This is a genomic window from Paenibacillus amylolyticus (genome assembly GCF_050990605.1).
Classification (GTDB): domain Bacteria; phylum Bacillota; class Bacilli; order Paenibacillales; family Paenibacillaceae; genus Paenibacillus; species Paenibacillus amylolyticus_H.
On record NZ_CP158832.1, the window covers coordinates 2,408,268 to 2,426,572 of the forward strand.

At 40.9% G+C, this 18,305-nt stretch carries 22 protein-coding genes; 20 read left to right on the forward strand and 2 right to left on the reverse strand.

Annotation, left to right across the window (positions count from 1 at the left end):
- Window positions 1-92 precede the first annotated feature (92 nt).
- Window positions 93-1,382 (forward strand): MFS transporter, encoded by a 1,290-nt coding sequence (locus tag ABTV53_RS11080; RefSeq protein WP_433752912.1) that lies wholly within the window; start codon window positions 93-95, stop codon window positions 1,380-1,382.
- A gap of 134 nt (window positions 1,383-1,516) precedes the next feature.
- Window positions 1,517-2,209, forward strand: a complete 693-nt coding sequence (locus tag ABTV53_RS11085) for an ArsR/SmtB family transcription factor (protein WP_433752914.1) — start codon at window positions 1,517-1,519, stop codon at window positions 2,207-2,209.
- Between the two features lie 190 nt (window positions 2,210-2,399).
- Here ABTV53_RS11085 and ABTV53_RS11090 read toward each other — a convergent pair whose 3' ends face one another.
- On the reverse strand, window positions 2,400-2,966 hold the full coding sequence (locus ABTV53_RS11090) for a TraR/DksA C4-type zinc finger protein (RefSeq protein WP_433752916.1): 567 nt from the start codon (window positions 2,964-2,966) through the stop codon (window positions 2,400-2,402).
- Window positions 2,967-3,165: 199 nt separating this feature from the next.
- Here ABTV53_RS11090 and ABTV53_RS11095 point away from each other — a divergent pair, with 199 nt between their 5' ends.
- From ABTV53_RS11095 to ABTV53_RS11135, 9 genes are all read left to right on the forward strand, one after another.
- Window positions 3,166-3,543 (forward strand): DivIVA domain-containing protein, encoded by a 378-nt coding sequence (locus ABTV53_RS11095; RefSeq protein WP_017689054.1) that lies wholly within the window; start codon window positions 3,166-3,168, stop codon window positions 3,541-3,543.
- A 42-nt stretch (window positions 3,544-3,585) separates the two neighbouring features.
- Window positions 3,586-4,020, forward strand: coding sequence for an Rrf2 family transcriptional regulator (locus ABTV53_RS11100; RefSeq protein WP_433752918.1), 435 nt, complete (start codon window positions 3,586-3,588; stop codon window positions 4,018-4,020).
- A 34-nt stretch (window positions 4,021-4,054) separates the two neighbouring features.
- Window positions 4,055-4,552, forward strand: coding sequence for a metallophosphoesterase family protein (locus ABTV53_RS11105; protein WP_433752920.1), 498 nt, complete (start codon window positions 4,055-4,057; stop codon window positions 4,550-4,552).
- Between the two features lie 254 nt (window positions 4,553-4,806).
- A complete protein-coding gene (locus ABTV53_RS11110) occupies window positions 4,807-5,721 on the forward strand; it encodes a sugar phosphate isomerase/epimerase family protein (protein ID WP_433754150.1) in 915 nt (304 codons plus the stop codon).
- Window positions 5,718-6,890: a Gfo/Idh/MocA family protein gene (locus tag ABTV53_RS11115; RefSeq protein WP_433752922.1), complete on the forward strand. Its 1,173-nt coding sequence runs from the start codon at window positions 5,718-5,720 to the stop codon at window positions 6,888-6,890. The genes ABTV53_RS11110 and ABTV53_RS11115 overlap by 4 nt, the downstream gene beginning before the upstream one ends.
- Window positions 6,891-7,176: 286 nt before the next feature.
- Window positions 7,177-8,274: a Gfo/Idh/MocA family protein gene (locus ABTV53_RS11120; protein ID WP_433752924.1), complete on the forward strand. Its 1,098-nt coding sequence runs from the start codon at window positions 7,177-7,179 to the stop codon at window positions 8,272-8,274.
- A 320-nt stretch (window positions 8,275-8,594) separates the two neighbouring features.
- A complete protein-coding gene (locus tag ABTV53_RS11125) occupies window positions 8,595-9,101 on the forward strand; it encodes a hypothetical protein (protein ID WP_433752926.1) in 507 nt (168 codons plus the stop codon).
- A 142-nt stretch (window positions 9,102-9,243) separates the two neighbouring features.
- Window positions 9,244-9,966, forward strand: coding sequence for a hypothetical protein (locus ABTV53_RS11130; RefSeq protein WP_433752928.1), 723 nt, complete (start codon window positions 9,244-9,246; stop codon window positions 9,964-9,966).
- A gap of 209 nt (window positions 9,967-10,175) precedes the next feature.
- Window positions 10,176-10,505 carry a DUF3024 domain-containing protein gene (locus ABTV53_RS11135; RefSeq protein WP_253496181.1) on the forward strand — a complete coding sequence of 110 codons (330 nt, stop codon included), beginning with the start codon at window positions 10,176-10,178 and terminating at the stop codon, window positions 10,503-10,505.
- Between the two features lie 178 nt (window positions 10,506-10,683).
- Here the strand turns inward: ABTV53_RS11135 and ABTV53_RS11140 are convergent, their stop codons facing one another.
- Window positions 10,684-10,971, reverse strand: a complete 288-nt coding sequence (locus ABTV53_RS11140) for a DUF6809 family protein (protein WP_433752930.1) — start codon at window positions 10,969-10,971, stop codon at window positions 10,684-10,686.
- A gap of 153 nt (window positions 10,972-11,124) precedes the next feature.
- Here ABTV53_RS11140 and ABTV53_RS11145 point away from each other — a divergent pair, with 153 nt between their 5' ends.
- The 9 genes from ABTV53_RS11145 (at window position 11,125) to ABTV53_RS11185 (ending at window position 18,235) form a co-directional block, all read left to right on the forward strand.
- Window positions 11,125-11,349, forward strand: coding sequence for a helix-turn-helix domain-containing protein (locus tag ABTV53_RS11145; RefSeq protein ID WP_433752932.1), 225 nt, complete (start codon window positions 11,125-11,127; stop codon window positions 11,347-11,349).
- A 198-nt stretch (window positions 11,350-11,547) separates the two neighbouring features.
- Entirely contained in the window at window positions 11,548-12,258 is a 711-nt protein-coding gene (locus ABTV53_RS11150; protein WP_433752933.1) for a hypothetical protein, read from the forward strand.
- A gap of 215 nt (window positions 12,259-12,473) precedes the next feature.
- Complete coding sequence (locus ABTV53_RS11155) at window positions 12,474-13,670, forward strand: hypothetical protein (RefSeq protein ID WP_433752935.1); 1,197 nt, start codon at window positions 12,474-12,476, stop codon at window positions 13,668-13,670.
- Window positions 13,671-13,996: 326 nt separating this feature from the next.
- Window positions 13,997-14,482, forward strand: coding sequence for a GyrI-like domain-containing protein (locus ABTV53_RS11160; protein ID WP_433752936.1), 486 nt, complete (start codon window positions 13,997-13,999; stop codon window positions 14,480-14,482).
- Window positions 14,483-14,628: 146 nt separating this feature from the next.
- Entirely contained in the window at window positions 14,629-15,102 is a 474-nt protein-coding gene (locus tag ABTV53_RS11165) for a hypothetical protein (RefSeq protein WP_433752938.1), read from the forward strand.
- A gap of 251 nt (window positions 15,103-15,353) precedes the next feature.
- Entirely contained in the window at window positions 15,354-15,860 is a 507-nt protein-coding gene (locus tag ABTV53_RS11170) for an HIT family protein (protein ID WP_433754152.1), read from the forward strand.
- A 182-nt stretch (window positions 15,861-16,042) separates the two neighbouring features.
- Entirely contained in the window at window positions 16,043-16,810 is a 768-nt protein-coding gene (locus ABTV53_RS11175) for a nucleotidyltransferase domain-containing protein (protein ID WP_433752940.1), read from the forward strand.
- A 196-nt stretch (window positions 16,811-17,006) separates the two neighbouring features.
- Window positions 17,007-17,639, forward strand: coding sequence for a hypothetical protein (locus ABTV53_RS11180; protein ID WP_433752942.1), 633 nt, complete (start codon window positions 17,007-17,009; stop codon window positions 17,637-17,639).
- A gap of 68 nt (window positions 17,640-17,707) precedes the next feature.
- Window positions 17,708-18,235, forward strand: a complete 528-nt coding sequence (locus tag ABTV53_RS11185) for an AAA family ATPase (protein ID WP_433754154.1) — start codon at window positions 17,708-17,710, stop codon at window positions 18,233-18,235.
- The last annotated feature ends 70 nt before the right edge of the window (window positions 18,236-18,305 follow it).

Here is an 18,305-nt window from a genome sequence, read left to right on the forward strand (position 1 = left end):
AAATTATTATCACGGAGGTATTGATTTCTGCATAACTTACGTTAAAATAAAATTAACATGAAAAATATTTTAACGTTGAGGAGTGGAAGTTCATGAATGATAGCACAGCCGTTGGCAAACAAGGTATGGGTGAGTTGATACGAATCAGACCGTATATGCAGTTTATGCTTAGTAAAGTGGTATCCAGATTTGGTGATTCCATTGATTCGATTGCCTACAGTTGGATGGTATATATCCTAACCGGTTCGAAAGTGCTGATGGGTACGTTGCTGGCGGTGAATTTTTTGCCCAATATCCTTCTGGGTCTGTTCGCCGGGGCTTTGGTTGATCGCATGTCTCCCAAAAAAGTGATTGTGATTACCAACACCGGTCGTGGGTTGTCCGTTGGGATTACAGCTCTGTTGTTCGGATTGGGGCAACTCGAAGTGTGGCATCTGTTTGTCATGACAATTCTGAATTCTTTGCTGGAATGTTTCACTACTCCTGCGGAAGTGTCCAGTGTCCCCAGATTGCTTCCCCCATCCATGCTGCTTTCGGGTAATGCGATGTCCTCTTCCGCAACCAGAGTGGCCGAACTCACCGGACTTGCAGTGGCGGGTGCCCTTATTGCTACAATAGGCATTACCTGGACGATCCTGATTGATGCGGGTTTGTTTGCGCTTAGTGCTTTAATGATGAGCCGAGTAGGCTACCCTGAGGTCTCGACATCTGCTAACAATGATAATAAAACATCCACTGAAATGAATTCTCTTCCATCCGAAAAAGCTAGTATATTCTCCGAAATGGCGGAAGCTTTTTATTTTCTCCGTAAACATGCCTTATTATTAATCGTCTCCATCTTGTTTGCCTTCGTTAATTTCTGCCTGATGCCGTTCAATGTTCTCCGTACACCCTATGTCATTGAAACGTTGCATGCTGGCGCTGGGGGATTAAGTCTGCTCAGTGGACTGATGGTGGGAGGCATGCTGCTAAGTGGTGTGTGGTTAACCCAAAAAGGGGCACATTATCGTAAAAGTGTGCTAGTGATCAGCGGTATTGTCATGTTGGGTCTCAGTTATGCGATGACGGCACTACCCGCTTATATGACTTCCTTCCAACTGCCGGTTGCAGCGGCCTTTTGTCTACTGATGGGAATGGGTATACCACTGGCTACGACCCCGCTGGCTACGTATCTTATGGAAGTTACCCCTTCCGAGATGCTGGGCAGAGTGTATGCTCTTCAGAGTATGCTCGTCGTGAGTGTCGCACCACTTGGAAGCCTGGTTTCGGGAGCACTTGCAGATTGGATGAGCATGCCTGTTCTGTTTATCGTTTTTGGTATTATGCTTGCCATGTCAGCAGGTATGCTGTTATTTAGCAAAAGTTTTCGAAGTGCTCTGTGAAGTACATTCAGAAGCAATCATTAGCCGATTTTCTGTATCAAGTCATTTCCGGCTCGTTTTGACCGAAGCCCTGACGCAGCGGTATAATAGAGACATTGATGGACAACAGGTACCCCGGAAATGAGGATACAGGGATGGAGCACAAGGTTCTTTCAACCATTGAAGAAATTAAAATTTACTCCGATCCGTATCGGATACAGATCATGAATATGTTTAACAAGCAGGGCAGACCATCTACTGTCAAAGAAATCGCCGACCAGATGGGTGAGGTGCCAGCCAAAGTTCACTATCATGTAAAAAAGCTGGAGAAAATTGGTCTGCTGACTATCGTTTCCACACGTGAGATTAATGGCATTATCGCAAAATACTACGAACCATTCACCGGAGAAATCCATCTTCGTCATGAAGATGAAGACAATGAAAACTCACCATTGAAACAGGTGTTTCGCTCTGAAACGCTCAAATTATTAAATGAGATGTTCGAACAGAGTCGTCAGCGGTTCATGCATCAGGCGGAGAACGAAGATCGGATGTTTCTCTCGGACATCACGCTGTATGCAACCCGTGAGGAAGTAGAGCAGTTGTATAAGAACATCATAAAACTCTGTGAACCCTATACAACGAAAGAGAATCAAGAAGGGGAACATGAGGTGTTTCAGTTATTTTCTGCCCTTTCTAAACCTATAATGAAAATACCTGCTTCCAAGACAGATGCAAAAGAGAAAAAGAAAGGTACGTCGGGTAAGGCCAAATCCACTCCGAAAGCATCTCGATCTGTCTCGAAGCGGCAGGAATCTGCATCATCTGGTAGTGAGTCGGAAGAATAGATGAACGAAATATATGGTTTCAGTGCTATCGCTGGAAGCATGTAAAGGCAAACGTGCGGGACCACATTGCAGAAAACTAGAAAAAGCCGCCATTGGCGGCTTTTTGATGCGTGATAATGAAGACTAATGGTGAAGCAGCCTATCGAATCAAATTCGATTTTGACGCTTACCGATTCAGTTCATAACAAAGTTACATGTTCTCATCATAATCCTTCACATCACGTTTGGCTGCAGTTGCAGGGGAGTTGGATGTACCGTATTCTTCAACCGCTTCCCAGGCATCCGCGTTGTCGAACTTGCCGGCCCGCTGCTGTCTTCCTTCGCCAGCACCACTCGGAGGCATGGTCATGACTTCTTCTTCAACAGGCCGATCATTGCTGATCTCCCGGCTAGGCGTGTCATCTATACAGTAAGCGGTATAGGGGATAGCTTCGAGTCGTTCAAAGGGAATATCTTTTCCGCACGTCACACAAGTTCCGTATGTACCTTGTTCCATACGTTCCAATGCATCATTCACTTGATTGAATTCGTCTGTTAATGTATCGTCAATCGCCAGATCACGGCTGCGTTCAAATGTTTCTGTACCGGCATCTGCCGGATGATTATCATAGGAGGACAGCTCACCCGTTGAATCTTTCAGCGACTGGGCCGGAGCACCGTCTTCCATGCTGGATTCAAAATGGCGCTGCAAGTTTTCGCGTTGCTCCAAAAGGGCGTTTTTCAATTCTTGACGTTGATCTTGGGTTAATGTACTCATAAGAACATGCTCCTTTCCTTTTGTGGGGTGTAGTGAGTCTTTACCCGAATTGCATGAAAAGCAATCATTTTCGTAAGGAATAGGGTCGTATCATTTTATATCTGACGGATTATGTGTTATAAAAAATAGAGAGAGAAAATGCCGTATGTTCTTCACAGGAAATAGAACTACGGCTTGGCTTATAATGGAGGTTGTCAATATGGATGAACATATGAAACGAAGATTGGATAAACAGAGACAATTGTTCAAACAATTGGGTGTACAGCTAGATGCGTTATCGATTCATGAAAAACAATTCAATTATAAACTTCGTGGTTATGATCCGGATGAGGTAGATGCTTATCTTGATTTGGTCATCAAAGACTACGAACGTTTCTATGCCAATATTGCAGATCTAATGGACAAATGGCAAGAGCAGCAGTTAACGATCCGCGATCTCAAGTCGTCCGCGAAACCGGTGGAAGATCCGACCAAGATTGATCGCAAACAGCTGGATGATATTGTGAAACAACTGGAATACAGTGTGCGGCAGCTCAAGATCAGAGCACGTCCCGAAAAGGATCTGTTCTCTGAATAACGTCAGCATGTCCTGGATTATATTAAATAAAGGTGGTTAATCATGAGTACTCATTTTTCGGTCAGTGTGCATTGTTTGTTGTTATTGTCACTCAGCGCGCCTGAACGAATCACATCTGCACACATTGCAGGTAGCGTGAATACCAACCCTGTCGTCGTCAGACGTATTCTGGGCGGGCTGAAAAAGGCGGGACTCGTGAACTCTTCTCCTGGAACAAGAGGATTCTATCTGGCTAAGCCGGCAAGTGAAATTACGCTGGCCATGATCTATCAAGCTGCCAAGGATGAAGGCCCATTGTTCCCGATTCACGGCAATTGTAACCCGGATTGTGAAGTGGGCTTGCATATAGACAGCTTGCTGACCAATCTGTATCAGGTTGCCGAGGAGAAGGTGGAGCAGTTCTTCGCATCGATTACACTTGAAGATATGGAACGTTCCAGTTCCCAGATGTTAGCTGTCCCATCGCAGTCAGAGTAGATTGTAATCAGAGGTAAGGAAGGGGGGGAGGGATATGGAAATTGTAGTCATCTCCGACACGCATTGTTCACGTAAATCACGGAGGTTACCTGCCAGGCTCGTTGATGCACTTGCGAGTGCCGATCTCATTCTTCATGCGGGTGACTGGTCGGATTGGAGCGTATATCCATTGCTTAGTGAGTATGCGCCTGTCGAAGGGGTAGCTGGTAATACGGACCCGTCCGAAATCGCTGAAAAACTGGGATATTCCCGCATTGTTGAAGTGGAGGGAATTCGTCTGGGTCTTGTGCACGGTCATCTGGGATCAAAGGGCACGGAGCAGAATGCAATTCATACCTTTGCAGGCCAGCATGTGGATGCTGTGATCTACGGACACTCGCACATCCCGGTGATGCATACCGTAGACAACACACTGGTATTTAATCCCGGGTCGCCTACGGATAAACGTTTTCAAAAACAATACTCATTTGGAATCATGACAATAGATCAGGGAAAAATACAGGCGGAACACGTGTTCTTTGACCGGGATTAGAGAGATATGATTTCATCCTATATATAAATATTGTACATGGCATCTTTGAACAGAATTGAGATCTGTTCCAAGGATGTCTTTTTTGATATGAGATCATAACATGATCTTGAGAGGTTATCTCTGAATGGGGAATGTGCTCTGTTCGTTATCTGTCATTCATCTGTTGGCGTTTTCCCCTATGGTGACGTTCAGTGGAGTGATACAATGCCTTTACGACATAAAATGAATACGTTTACATGAGGAGATGGATCATGATGAAACTGTCTGTATTCACCGTGGCTACCCCTGATCTGAATGCAGAAGAATTGGCATCGGCTGCGGCAGCAGCGGGGATTGATGGAATAGAGTGGCGTTTCCGCGGAATTCCTGAAGATGCGATATCCGAGGAGCCTTCTTACTGGAGAAATAATCGATGCTCCGTAGATCCGAGCCGCTGGCAGGAACAGGTTCCTGTTTTTCGTGAAGCAGCGTCAGGGCAAGGTCGGAAATCCATTGCACTTGTACCGTATCTGAACTGTGGAGATCTGTCTGCCACCGAGCAGGCGTTTCAGGCTGCGGCTGGGTTGGGAGTATCCATGATGCGTGTGGGTGTTCCTGGATATGATCGTAAGACCCATTATCCTGAGTTGTATCGCAAAGCCGTTGATTACCTGACTGAAGTACAGGATTTAGCCAAACAGTACAACATCAAGGCAATTGTAGAGACACATCATCAGACGATTGCACCGACGGCATCGCTGGCCTATCGGCTTGTGCAATCGCTCGACCCGCAGCATGTGGGTGTATTGTACGATCCAGGCAATATGGTACATGAAGGATATGAGAATCATCGAATGGGACTTGAGTTGCTGGGCCCTTATCTGGCTCATGTACATGTAAAAAATGCCGGGTGGTTTGAAGCAGAAGGGAAAGATTCGCAAAAGGCTAATGTGACTGAGAAGAGTAGCGGATTGGCTCTAAATACAGCCTGGAAATGTCAATGGACCCCCCTGACTGAAGGCATGGTCGATTGGGTACAGATGGTGCGGGATCTTCGTGCCGTCGGGTATGACGGATATTACGGAATTGAAGACTTTAGTGGGGCCTTGGAATCCAAGGCGATGTTACAGCATTTTGCAGACGTTTTTGCCGAAATTGAGCGTCGTGTGGACGAGGAGGAGCAGTCATGAGTATCGTACGAGTAGCGGTTATTGGTATAGGCAACATGGGAGCAGCACATGCCAGAACGTTGGTTGCCGGAGAAGTACCCGGTGCAGAACTGGTCGCTGTATGTGATGTAAGAAGAGAGATGGAGAGCTGGGTATCGAGTCATCTTCCGGCTACGGTCACCTATTGGCAGGATGCTGAACAGATGATGGCTTCGGGTACGATTGATGCAGTCATAATTGCAACGCCGCACTATGACCATCCGGAACAGGCCATTCAGGCTTTCCAGCATGGCTTGCATGTCATGATCGAGAAGCCGGCCGGTGTGTATACGAAACAGGTACGCAAGATGAATGAAGCGGCCACAGCCAGTGGTAAAGTCTTTTCCATGATGTACAACCAGCGGACCAACCCTCTCTACATCAAACTGAGAGACTTGATCGCTTCGGGGGAGCTGGGAGAGGTACGCCGTACCAACTGGATTATTACGAACTGGTACCGATCCCAGAGTTACTATGACTCCGGCGGCTGGCGGGCAACTTGGGCAGGGGAAGGCGGCGGTGTGCTGATTAACCAGGACCCGCACCAACTGGATCTGTGGCAGTGGACCATCGGCATGATGCCGGTGCGAATGCGTGCTTTCTGTTCATTTGGCAAGTATCGGAACATTGAAGTGGAAGATGATGTAACCGCTTATGTGGAGTATGAAAATGGCGCAACAGGTGTCTTTGTAACGACTACTGGCGAAGCACCGGGTACGAACCGATTCGAGGTCAACGGAGACCGGGGGAAAATCGTAATCGAAGATGGAAAGTTGACGTTCTGGCGGCTTCGGGAATCTGAGCCTGAATTCAATCAGCGGTTTACCGGAGGTTTTGGACAGCCAGAATGCTGGAAGTGTGAAATCCCGATTACAGGTGTGGAAACCGGGCACCCGGGTCTGATTCGCAACTGGGTTGATGCGATTCGTACAGGCGCCCCACTTATTGCTCCCGGTGAGGATGGTATTCACGGATTAACATTATCGAATGCGATGCTGCTGTCCACTTGGACGGATAATTGGGTGGATCTGCCGATCGACGAGGATCTGTTCTTCGAGCATCTGCAGGAACGCATTGCTGGTTCAACGACGAAGAAAGACAAGGCATTCAGTGGCAGTCAACCTGCTGATTTGAGTCAGACGTTTAAATGAAGAAGATTTGTTATATAAGTTGAACTAATCATTTACACGAAACGGAGAGGACAGAAAATACCTGAAAAAGCGAAGCGTTCGCCTAAAAGCTTTCTGAAAGAAAGCTACATCGGAAGCATACGCTTATCCCCGGATTTTCCCCTTTGGAAAAAGGATAAGAAAAATCTGGGGATAACAGTGATTGGAAGGTAATTCTGTCATCGTAGTATCAGTGTAGATAATCTTTAGTTCAGCTTATATAGACGAGTTCATTGTAAACAAAATTTTATAATAAGGATGGGATGACATGGCTAAAGACGGAATGTTCTACGCACCGAAAAGTGTTACCAAAAAGGTCGTATGTGGTCCAGGTGAGTTCACTATTGCTGCTGTTGCGCTGGATCATGGGCACATCTACGGCATGGTTGGGGGATTGTTGGAGGCCGGAGCTACCCTCAAGTGGGTATATGATCCGGACCCGGCGAAGGTAGAGGCATTTCGGAAGCAATTCCCACAGGCTCAAGTGGCTGGATCTGAAGCAGAGGTGCTTGCCGATGATGAGGTGTTATTGGTGGCAAGTGCAGCGATCACTTCAGATCGTGCGCCGCTTGGCATGAGAGTTCTGGCCGCAGGCAAGGATTATTTTACAGACAAAGCGCCATTTACCACGCTGGAGCAATTAAAGCTTGCACGAGAAGAAGTGAAGCGAACGGGCAAAAAGTACATGGTGTATTACAGTGAACGACTGCATGTAGAAAGTGCGATCTATGCGGGGCAGCTCATCGAACAAGGGGCAATCGGCAAAGTAGTGCAAGTTATGGGTACTGGTCCACATCGCTTAAATGCCGGAGGAAGACCCGACTGGTTCTTCAAGCATGAGCAGTATGGCGGCATTCTCTGTGATATCGGGAGTCACCAGATCGAACAATTTCTGACGTTTGCATCATGTTCGGACGCTGAGGTAGGGTTCAGTCGTGTGCATAACTTCAATCACCCGCAGTTCCCGGAATTGGAGGACTTCGGCGAAGCTTCCCTGATCGGTGACAACGGAGCGTCCGGTTACTTCCGAGTGGACTGGTTCACACCGGATGGTCTGGGTACATGGGGCGATGGGCGTACGGTTATTCTGGGAACGGACGGTTATATCGAGCTGCGGAAGTATATCGACATCGCAAGGGAACCTCAGGGGGATCAGGTGTATCTGGTCAATCATGAAGGGGAGTACCGATACAATGTAAAAGGCAAGGTCGGTTACCCGTTCTTCGGCCAACTCATTCGCGATTGTCTGGACCGGACCGAGACAGCCATGACACAAGAACATGCATTCAAAGCAGCAGAACTCTGCCTGATTGCACAACATAAAGCGATGAGCGAGCGGGTGGTGTGGAGTGGCGGAGCGAAGTAAATGTTTTAGGTGAAGGGGAGCAAGAGGAGAAAAGTTTGACCACTGAAGGTTATCGGCGATTCTTCTATTGTTGAGTGAGGAAAGAGCAGCCCAGGTGTAAACTGCATCCTACATGTTAGTTATGGCTAACATAAGGGACAGTTTACTCGGGCTGCTTTTTTGAGTACGTTCGTGACTTCGCAGATGGATTAATCTGGGTTATATTATATGTAGTTCGTATATTCGTTAAAAAGAGAGGTATTTAAGAAGTTCGTAGATATGATGTTATCCGAAATCCTTTGAAGCATATGAAAAATATTTAAAGACAAAGGAGTAAAAAATTGATTGCAAACAAGAGACATATTTGGATAGGTGCGGAAGAATGGATGGAAGGTTTAGAAGATGCTCACGTGGATGTCGTCGTAACATTCCCTGATTCAACAAAATGGATTTCAAATTTCTATACGATTAAATGTATTGAATCAATGAGAAAAGATTACTTAATGAATGGCCATTGCTTGAATGGTGCCTATTGGTGCGCTTCCTCACCAATAATTATTGTAGATCGTATAAGTCGTGACCGAATTGAACAAGTCATTGACGAACTCATTGAAAAAGGAGGATTTAGAGATCTATTTGATTACTTCGGGGCTGTTCAGGAAGAAGATCTTATACGAAATGAATATCCTGAAAACTTTTTTGAACAAAGTTCTAAATTAGATCCTTCATATGTGATCTATCATGCAAGTCAGTTAGCCCAAATGTTAGATCAATCAAGTGAAGAAGTGAGAGAAACCGTATTGAAGGGCATATTAGGGGATTTCAAAGAAGCTAAGGACTTCGGATAACAATATATTCACGCTGCGGACATCCGTCCTTGGCCCGGCATACGCCGGACACTCGACATGCGTCGAGTCGTGAATACAAGAACGTTATACGACAGAATCAAGATGGCAATATCAAAGAATCAACTTTAGAGAAGGAGAAATTATGAATAACTTAGATTTAGATAAAATTCTTGCGGTAATTTTGAAAGAAATACAAAATGAAACAAGGGGATGGTTAATTGGAAGACCGTGTAGCGAAGAAGCATTTTTAAATAGGCTTACTGAAGTTTTAGCAAAGAGAAGGAAGTGCGATGTAGGAACTACTGAAGTTTATAAAGTAGAGGTTGAACAGCATATCCTACATAGGAAGGGTAAAAATCAAACGGATAAATATGGTTCAGACCTGGCAGTTACAATTTCTATTCCAGACCAAAAATTCTCAAAAACAGCACTACTTCAATTAAAAAAAAGCGAAAATTATAAGGCTCAACTTTTGCGAGATCAAATACAACAAGCCTCACAATTTGAACCGATTAAGCAAAGAAGTTTTGTTATGGTAGTTGATGAATTACGAGGAGGCATTAAAGTTAATTCGATTAATAGTATTGAGAAAGAGATACCTATTGGACAAACTAGTAAGACTTTTGAATGCAAAGAGTGGGATGCACTTTCAAAATGGATTATTAAATGGATGAGTTGTGAGGTAGGGGCTGGAAATACTTCTAGCGATCCAATGCCTATTGAAAGATTATTAATAAAACAAATCATCAATGATGAAAAGATTGGCCAACTAGAACTTGATGATATTTATGATTCAAATGAATTTGAACTTCCTGAAAATTTCTTTATGACAAAAAGCTGGATAAAATATACTTTTAGAAATTAATAACCTTACAATAGAGTTTCAATAACTATGTATGTAAATCAGAGAAGTGATTCCGTCGCATAACATCATATTCACGCTGCGAGCATTCGCTCTTGGTCCGGCATTTGCCAGACACCCAGCATATGCTGGGTCGTGAATACAGAAACGTTATGAGACATCATTGTGATATAAGTAGAGTAAAACGGATTAAGGCAGGAGAGATACAAACTATGGATGACTTTACAAAGAAGCGGATTATGAAGATCATGGACAAATACACCAAAAATGCAGTACCAGAACATGTGAAAAGCCAAATAAGAATCAGTTATAAGATCAGAGGAAATCATGTGACATTGATTGAAGAAAGACAAGGATTTAAAAGTGATCAATGGGTGCAGATGCCAGTAGCTCAGTTTAGATTAGGTGATAATGAATGGAAGATATATTGGCAGGACAGTAAAGGGAAATGGCATTTCATAGATGACATCGAACCGAGTGAGGATTTTGAAACACAGTTAAAGATAGTGGATGAAGGACACAACGGAATGTTTTGGGGATAGATCGCAGAAGCCAATGACATCTCATAACATAATATTCAAGCAGCGGCTCCTTCGGAGCCTGGGTCTGCGGGAAGGACTTCGAGGAGGAATTTCGGCAGACAACCCTTTTGGGGTTCATGAATACAGGAACGTTATACGACAGAATCAAGAACAATAGAAAAGAGGATCATATGATCCTCTAAATGCTAGAGTTTTGCAATTCACTAAAGAGTTGTAGAGCGTCTTTGAAACCTTGTATGTAGATACTTCTTTCTAAGATGGATTGAAGAGAAATTTGAGCGTCTTCGTAAAGAAAAACCGTATGTTGAAGTTGATCGGGCAAAGCATCACGAAGTGTTTTGAAGTATTGATCTGCCTCAGAAGAAAGTTGAGTGTATTCCGCATGACACTCTAAAAGCTCAGTATAGAGTAATTCTAGACGTATTCTTATAAGTGGTTCTGTTAGCGATTCTAATGTATTAAACATATCTTATTCCCCTTTCGATTAACTCTATAGAGTCATTATATAACTCTATGAAGTTAATTACAAGGTGAATATTTGACTTTGTAGAGTGAAAACTTCGCTTTTCATTGATGAATACTAATGTGGAAGATAAGATAGAACTATGGAGGGGAAAAGATGAACGTAATCAAGTGCAATATACGAGAACTCATGGCAGAACATCGAATAGATGATATAACCGAATTGATGGTGAGATCAGGCTTAAGTCGTAACTCAATCAACAAGTTATACAGGGAGACGAATATAGAAACAACCAAACTAGAAACACTTTTTAAGTTGTGTGATACGTTTAATTGTAAGTTGTCTGATTTGATCGAATATGTACCAGAAGAAAACAATTAGTGAGAGCTGTGTCTAGAAGCGACTCCGTCATATAACTTAATACTCAAGCAGCGGCTCCTTATGGAGCCTTGGTCTGCAAGTTGAATCTCGAAGAGGGATTTCAGCAGACAACCCTTCGGCGTTCATGAATAAGGGAACGTTAGCCGAAACCTTTTAGAATGTTTAGAAAATATAGCTATACTGGGGGAATATCAAGTTATGTATGAGATGATTTATCAACTTATTAGATCATTTATTGAGTTGATTTATTTTATTTCTGGAATAGTTTTGGCTATAATAGCGATTTATGGATTGCGGCAGTTCAAAATTGCATTAGATCAATTAACAGTCTCAATAAAACAGGTTGAAATAGGAATGGAGCAGGTCAGCTTATTAAAGCATGATATTGAAGTTAGAAATAAGCGCCTTTCTGTCGAAAAGTCGATTGAATTTATTGAAAGATATAAAAATACTATTTTTCCCCTCGCGGTAAAGCATAGAGAATTAATGGAGCAATATGAATATAGTTTTTATACTGAGGACGTTATTGATATTAAGGAATTTCCTTTTTCAAATCAAGACGATTTTAAAAAGGCTTTTGATAAAACCATAAAAACCGAGGCTAATGATTTGTTTAATGAGATAGAACTATTTTCTTCTGCATTTACAAGCAGATTGGCGGATGAGGAACTTGCATTCCAGCCATTAGGTAAAACATTTGTTAGATTAATTGATAGAAATTATGATATTTTCTGTGTTTGTAGATCTAGTGCTCCGTATGCTAATACAGTTAAACTTTATATAACATGGAAAGAAAGGTTGAAAAAGAATGAATTAGATAAACAAATAAATCAACTTGAAAAGGCGCGATCTAAGATTAAGAATACTAAGATTACACCTTTAGGACTTGATGAACAGTTGGAAGCGTAATTGCGGCAAAAAAAGAATCTTCTAACTAATACATTTCCACATCGTCGCTGAAGCTCCTCGGTCTCTAGTTAGATTTCGAGGAAGCTTAAATTCAGGAGACACATTCAACTGTCTAAGTGGCTGAGCTACCCGGACCTGCCACTTAGACAGTTGAACGTCGGAAATGCGAAATGTTATGCGAAAGTACATTAAAACAACAGAATTGAGGTAATTACATGGAAGAACAAATAACAGAATTACTTAAAAAAATCAACATTGATGCTAAAGTAGAAGTTGAAGATAATGAAGAAGTTATTATTTCGAACAATAGTTGGGCTGATTACGTTTCTTTTAGTATTGATCACGAAAATCTAGAAGAAACATTAAATCAAATTGAAAGATATTTTAAGATGAGGTACATCCCTTATTTAGGTTGTTATTGTGATAATTATGTTGAATTAATTTTAAACCTTAGTTCAGTTACCTGGGGAAGTGGACTTGATGGTGTTGCCCTAATCCCTGATGAAACTCAAATTAGCGATGGAGGCATTATTTACGAAATTAGCTCCTATTCTCATGAGTTAATGAAGTTATTAAATTTCCATCAAGATTATCAATCTGATCTTGAGGAAGATTGGTTTACAAGTATAAAAATATTAAATATTAATTCTACATTAGCAATATCTACTGATGATCCAAATATTGTAGATCATTATATATATATTGCTAAGAATATTTTGTTTGATTTATCCAGTAGACATTCAGTAGATTTAAAATTATATGAAATAATTGATGATACTGAGTACGATGATGCTGATGAAGTATTTGATACGTCAAACAGACTTCAAGAGGTCAATGTTCTGTCACTTAAACATTCATATGATAGTGATTTGTTGGAATATTACTATAAAGCACAAATGATGGATGATTCAAAGTTTAAGTACTTAGCTTTTTATCAAATATTAGAATGTATCTTTGATGAAGTCTTTCAGTACGAATTAGTTCAGGATGTAAAACAAGTGATAAATTCTAACTGGTTTTCTTCATATAACGATGATCATGTTACTCAAATGATTAAAATAGTTGAACAATATAATATTAAGAAAAATGATCATGAAAAGTTGCGTTTAGTACTAGAGAAGTATTTTAAAGGTGAAACCCACGATTCTGCTTATTTGGTTGCAAATAAAGATATCATTTTTATTTTACAAAACCGTTTGGGGCTGTTGAAGAAAGAAGATGAATTGAAAAACATATCAAACCTAGCAAAGATAATCTATGAATTTAGATGTGAATGTACACATTCAAATCGAAAATTCACCACTAAATATTCATTTGAAAAGACTAATGATGAATTACATATTTATATAGAGTTAATAAAGTTAGTTTCCGCGCGAATTATTAGTAACTACAAGGTTAAGAATTTAATTTAGGTTTGTAGTTATTCAGAGAAGTATGCACCATCGCATAACACCATTCACGCTGCGTCGCTACGCTCCTTGATTCGTCATGACAGCCTGGAGATTTATTGGAACATAGGGCAGGTCCCAAACAAAGTTAAAGTAGAAAAGAAGATGTAAGTCAATCAGAGAAGTGATTCCGTCGTATAACATAATATTCACGCTGCGGCTCCTTCGGAGCCTTGGTCTGCGAGATGGATTTCGGAGATGCATTTCAGCAGACAACCCCTTCGAGGTTCGTGAATACAGGAACGTTATAGGAAATATCCGCAAAAACATAAGGTGAGGAGAGAATTCATATGCATATTGAAATTATTGAAAGAACGGAAACCAGAATTGTCGGCCTTAAAGTAGAAACTCTTTTAAGGGACACTAAAGAGCAGCATATTATACCTAAATTACAACAGAGATTTAATGAAGTTGTTAAGGAGGTTCCAGGTGCTGTAAATCTTCCTACAACGTATGGAGTTTTTATAGATCCCCAAGATTATAATCCTGATACGGATTTATTTACTTGGATCGCGGGAGTCGAATGTGAATTCGAGAACGAATTAATAGAAGATATGGTTAGTTATGTGATACCTGCTGGAACATATGCTGTCTTTCATTACGAAGGAAATATTGACAATGCAGGGAGTGCGTACGACCAATTGTATAATTGGATTAATGAATCTAAATATAAGCAAAAAGGATCCTATGGTTTTGAATTGTATGCAACTATCCATTCATCACTAGAACGTAGGACATCAAATTTTATTTTGCATTTTCCAATAGAGATGAAATAAATTTGTTTGTAAATCAAGGAAGGCGGATACATCCTGTAACACCGCATTCACGCATTGGGCTGGCGCCCTCGGTCGCAGACGTGGGTTCGGGGAAGTGGTTGCTGCGACAACTCCCTGCGGGAGTTCGTGAATGCGAGGAACGTTATATGACAGAATCAAAAAGAATAGAAAAGAGGATAATTAAAATGGATGAAATTCACTTTTTAAGACATTACCTCTCGTCTCTCAAGTATCGCTGTTCTATAGCAATTCTAAATGCTCCAAGTAATTACCCGAATTATGAGCTCGGTAACGGTGTAAGAACTCCAATTGAAATTTTGGCTCACATGTCTGATGTCATAAGATATGCCCAATCCGTTTTTGATAACCAAGTACAACTTAAGAAAGAATCAGGAAACTGGAATGACGAAGTACAGACATTTTTTAATGAGCTGCATAACTTAGACAATCTAATGAAATCAAATGGAATACCAAATAAAGATAGAATTGTCGAAAAAATGATTCAAGGACCATTATCAGATGTAATGACACATGTTGGTCAATTGTCAATGATAAGAAGAATGGCTGGAGATTCAATACCTGGAGAGAATTTCTTTATTGCTGAAGTAAAGGTTGAATAGTTATTGATAGTAGTTAAAGCAGACCGATCCTTTTCCTTCAGATAACAAAATATTCACGCTTCGGGACCTTCGCCCCTCGGTGCGCCCGATGAGGCAAAGCTGAAAGTGGATTCAGGCGAACCATCTCCACCGCCCAACCGCGTTGCGGCCAGTCACTTCGTTCCTTTAAGGTGGTGGGCGTCGTGAATACAACAACGTTAGATGAAATTACGATGCAAGTTCTTATCAAAATCAAAAATATGAGGTGCATAATGCCAAGACTAATTACATTGGCTGATGGAAGATCAGTAGAAGTTGAATGTGTAAGCTGCGCATTGACAAGTGGTTTGATTTCTTCAACAGGTGGAGTAATTTTTGAGTCAAGCAACTTTCATGTCCATCAAGATATTGCTTACCCAATTAAAGGGTTAGTTATATTAGCTTCAAAGAGGCATTTTTACTGCATGGATGAATTGACAGATGAAGAGCGATTAGAATTTATTTCGTTAATCCATAAGCTCAGAAGTGAACAAAGAAAACGATTGGGAATTGATAAGGTCTATTATTTTTATAATGAAGATACAACACATCACTTTCATTTATGGATGGTTCCTAGATATGAATGGATGTACCAATTTGGAAATTCAGTAGAATCATTAAGACCGGCATTATTACATGCAAGGAATAATATGAATGACGATGAGAATATGAAGAGTGTAGAAGAAGGGGTTAGCTTGCTAAGAGAGGGCATGAGGGATTTTGTGAGTAGCTCAAAGTAACCTCATCTAACACTGTTTTCACGCATCGGGCTGGCAGAGGAGTAATCGGGAAAGTGGATGAAACCAGAAAATCTTGCGAGGATAAGTCTTCGACTCAGCTCCCGTCGGTGGCCTTAAGCCTCTCGGGTTCGTGAATACAGGAACGTTAGCCGAAAGAAGCTCATTGTTTAGGAGGAGTCTATATGATATTAGAAAAAGTTATCAATAGAATTGCCATACAAAGTGAATATAAGGATTTGGTTGATAAGTATGTGGATCATATCCTTAACGAATTCAAAGATAAAATTCATAGTATTTATATGTGTGGCTCGATTCCCAAAGGAACAGCTACACCTTTTAAGTCTGATGCAGACTTTACGTTTGTATGTGCAAATCCAGAAGATATTGATTACGAAAGATTGTCAAAGATCAAAGACAGGCTTTTGGAAGAATATCCATTCGTCACTAAGATAGATACGATCATTTGCTCGATTGATGATGTATTAAGTAGACCGAACGATTGGGGTTTTTGGGTTAAGATCATTTGTGTTTGCATATATGGGGATGATATTGGTGAAAAAGTAGCACCGATTATAATTTCTCCACGATTTATTTTAGACTTAAATATAGAGACCAAGGAAGAAGTAGATCGTGTACGTCGTTCACTTTCTACTGCTAGTGATCACTCAATGAAAACTAGATATATTAAAGGTTACTCTAAGAGATTAATTCGTGCATTATACTCTTTGGTTTTAGAAGATACAGGGGTATGGGAAGATGAAATCATTAAGATGAAGGATGCCATAATAAACTATTGCTCGATTGACGGCGCTTTAGTTGAGTATCTGTATGCTTGTTATTTGGATAGCGATGTATCTGTTGAAGAGTTTCTGGAGATTGCAGATGAAGTATATCACTATTTTGAGAATGTCTTAAATAGAATGGCTGCTTCCAGAACTTCCTCTGGCTAACAACATTTTGACGATACTAGTCACTCTAAGAAGCGATTTCGTCGTATAACATAATATTCAAGCAGCGGCTCCTCACGGAGCCATGGTCTGCTAGACATATTTTGTGGAAGCGCTTCATCGAACCCATTCAACTAATGTTGAACGTTATGATTACAGGAACGTTAGGTAAAATAATGGTTAGTGAGAGGAGAATTAAATGCATATTAGAGGAGTAATTCTTGAGGGGTACTCAAATGCCGGGAAGACTTCAGTATTAAAAGCGATTAAACGATATCAATCACAAGAAGATTCATTAGAACGGAGCGTAGTTATTCTTGGAGAACATTATTCTCAAATTTTGAACAATAAACATGGAGAATATGTGAGTCTAACGCGAGAAGAACACATTGATTTACTTAAAGAGCGAGTTGAAATGCTAAAGAAACTTAACGATTGGGCAATTCAACTTGGTCCTGCATCTAGAGGATCTAGGGGACTATTTTATGTGCTGGAGAGGTTTCACTTAAATCATAGAGCTGCATTTGCAGATTCGGATTTGGATGAGATAAATAAAATAGAAGAACAGCTTGAGTCTTTAAACGCCAGGTGTATTTTGCTTACAATCTCGCCCGAAGTTGTAGAAGAAAGAATTAAAAGCAGACAACCCGAAGAATGGATCTATAAAACAGAAGAAGAAGTAAGATCGTCGGTAAGTGAATTATTAAAAACCCAAAATGTATTAAGACATCAAGCTCAAATTTCAAGAGTGCCAACAATCGAAATCAATACAGACGGTAAGGATTGGGATGAGTATATAAAGGTAATTATGGAGAGCAACGACTTCGCTTAACCGGATGTCCCAGCTCAGTCAAGTACACGATGTAAAACTAAACCAGAAGGAGTGATCATTTGATTATTATGATTAATGGTTCATTTGGATCCGGCAACACCTCGACTTCTCAAAAGCTGCAGCTTCTAATACCTAATAGCATGATTTATGATCCTGAAGAAATTGGATATATGTTGAGAAAGATCATATCAGAAGAGATCTACTTGGAAGAAGAACGAACGGATGATTTTCAGGATATCGCACTATGGAGAATACTTGTAGTACAGACAGCTCAAGAATTAATGAACAGGTATAAGAAACATCTTATTGTTCCAATGACCATTTATAAGTCCGAAAATTTCAATTACATATTAAATGGATTTAGAAGTATCGATCGAGATACTTTTCATTTTTGCCTCTTAGCATCTGAAGAGACAATCAAAAAACGAATTGAAAAACGTGGAGACAAATTTGATTTTTGGTATCAGAAGCAAACAAACGCAGGTGTACTTGCATTCAAAGATATCAAATTTCAAGAACATATTGACACAGATAATAAAGAAACAGAAGAAGTTATAAGCATAATTTTAAGAAAGATTTCAAAAATCAATTTGTAAGTAATCAACGAAATGACTGACTCCACATAACAACATGTTCATTCATCGGGCTACCATCGGTCCGGCAGAA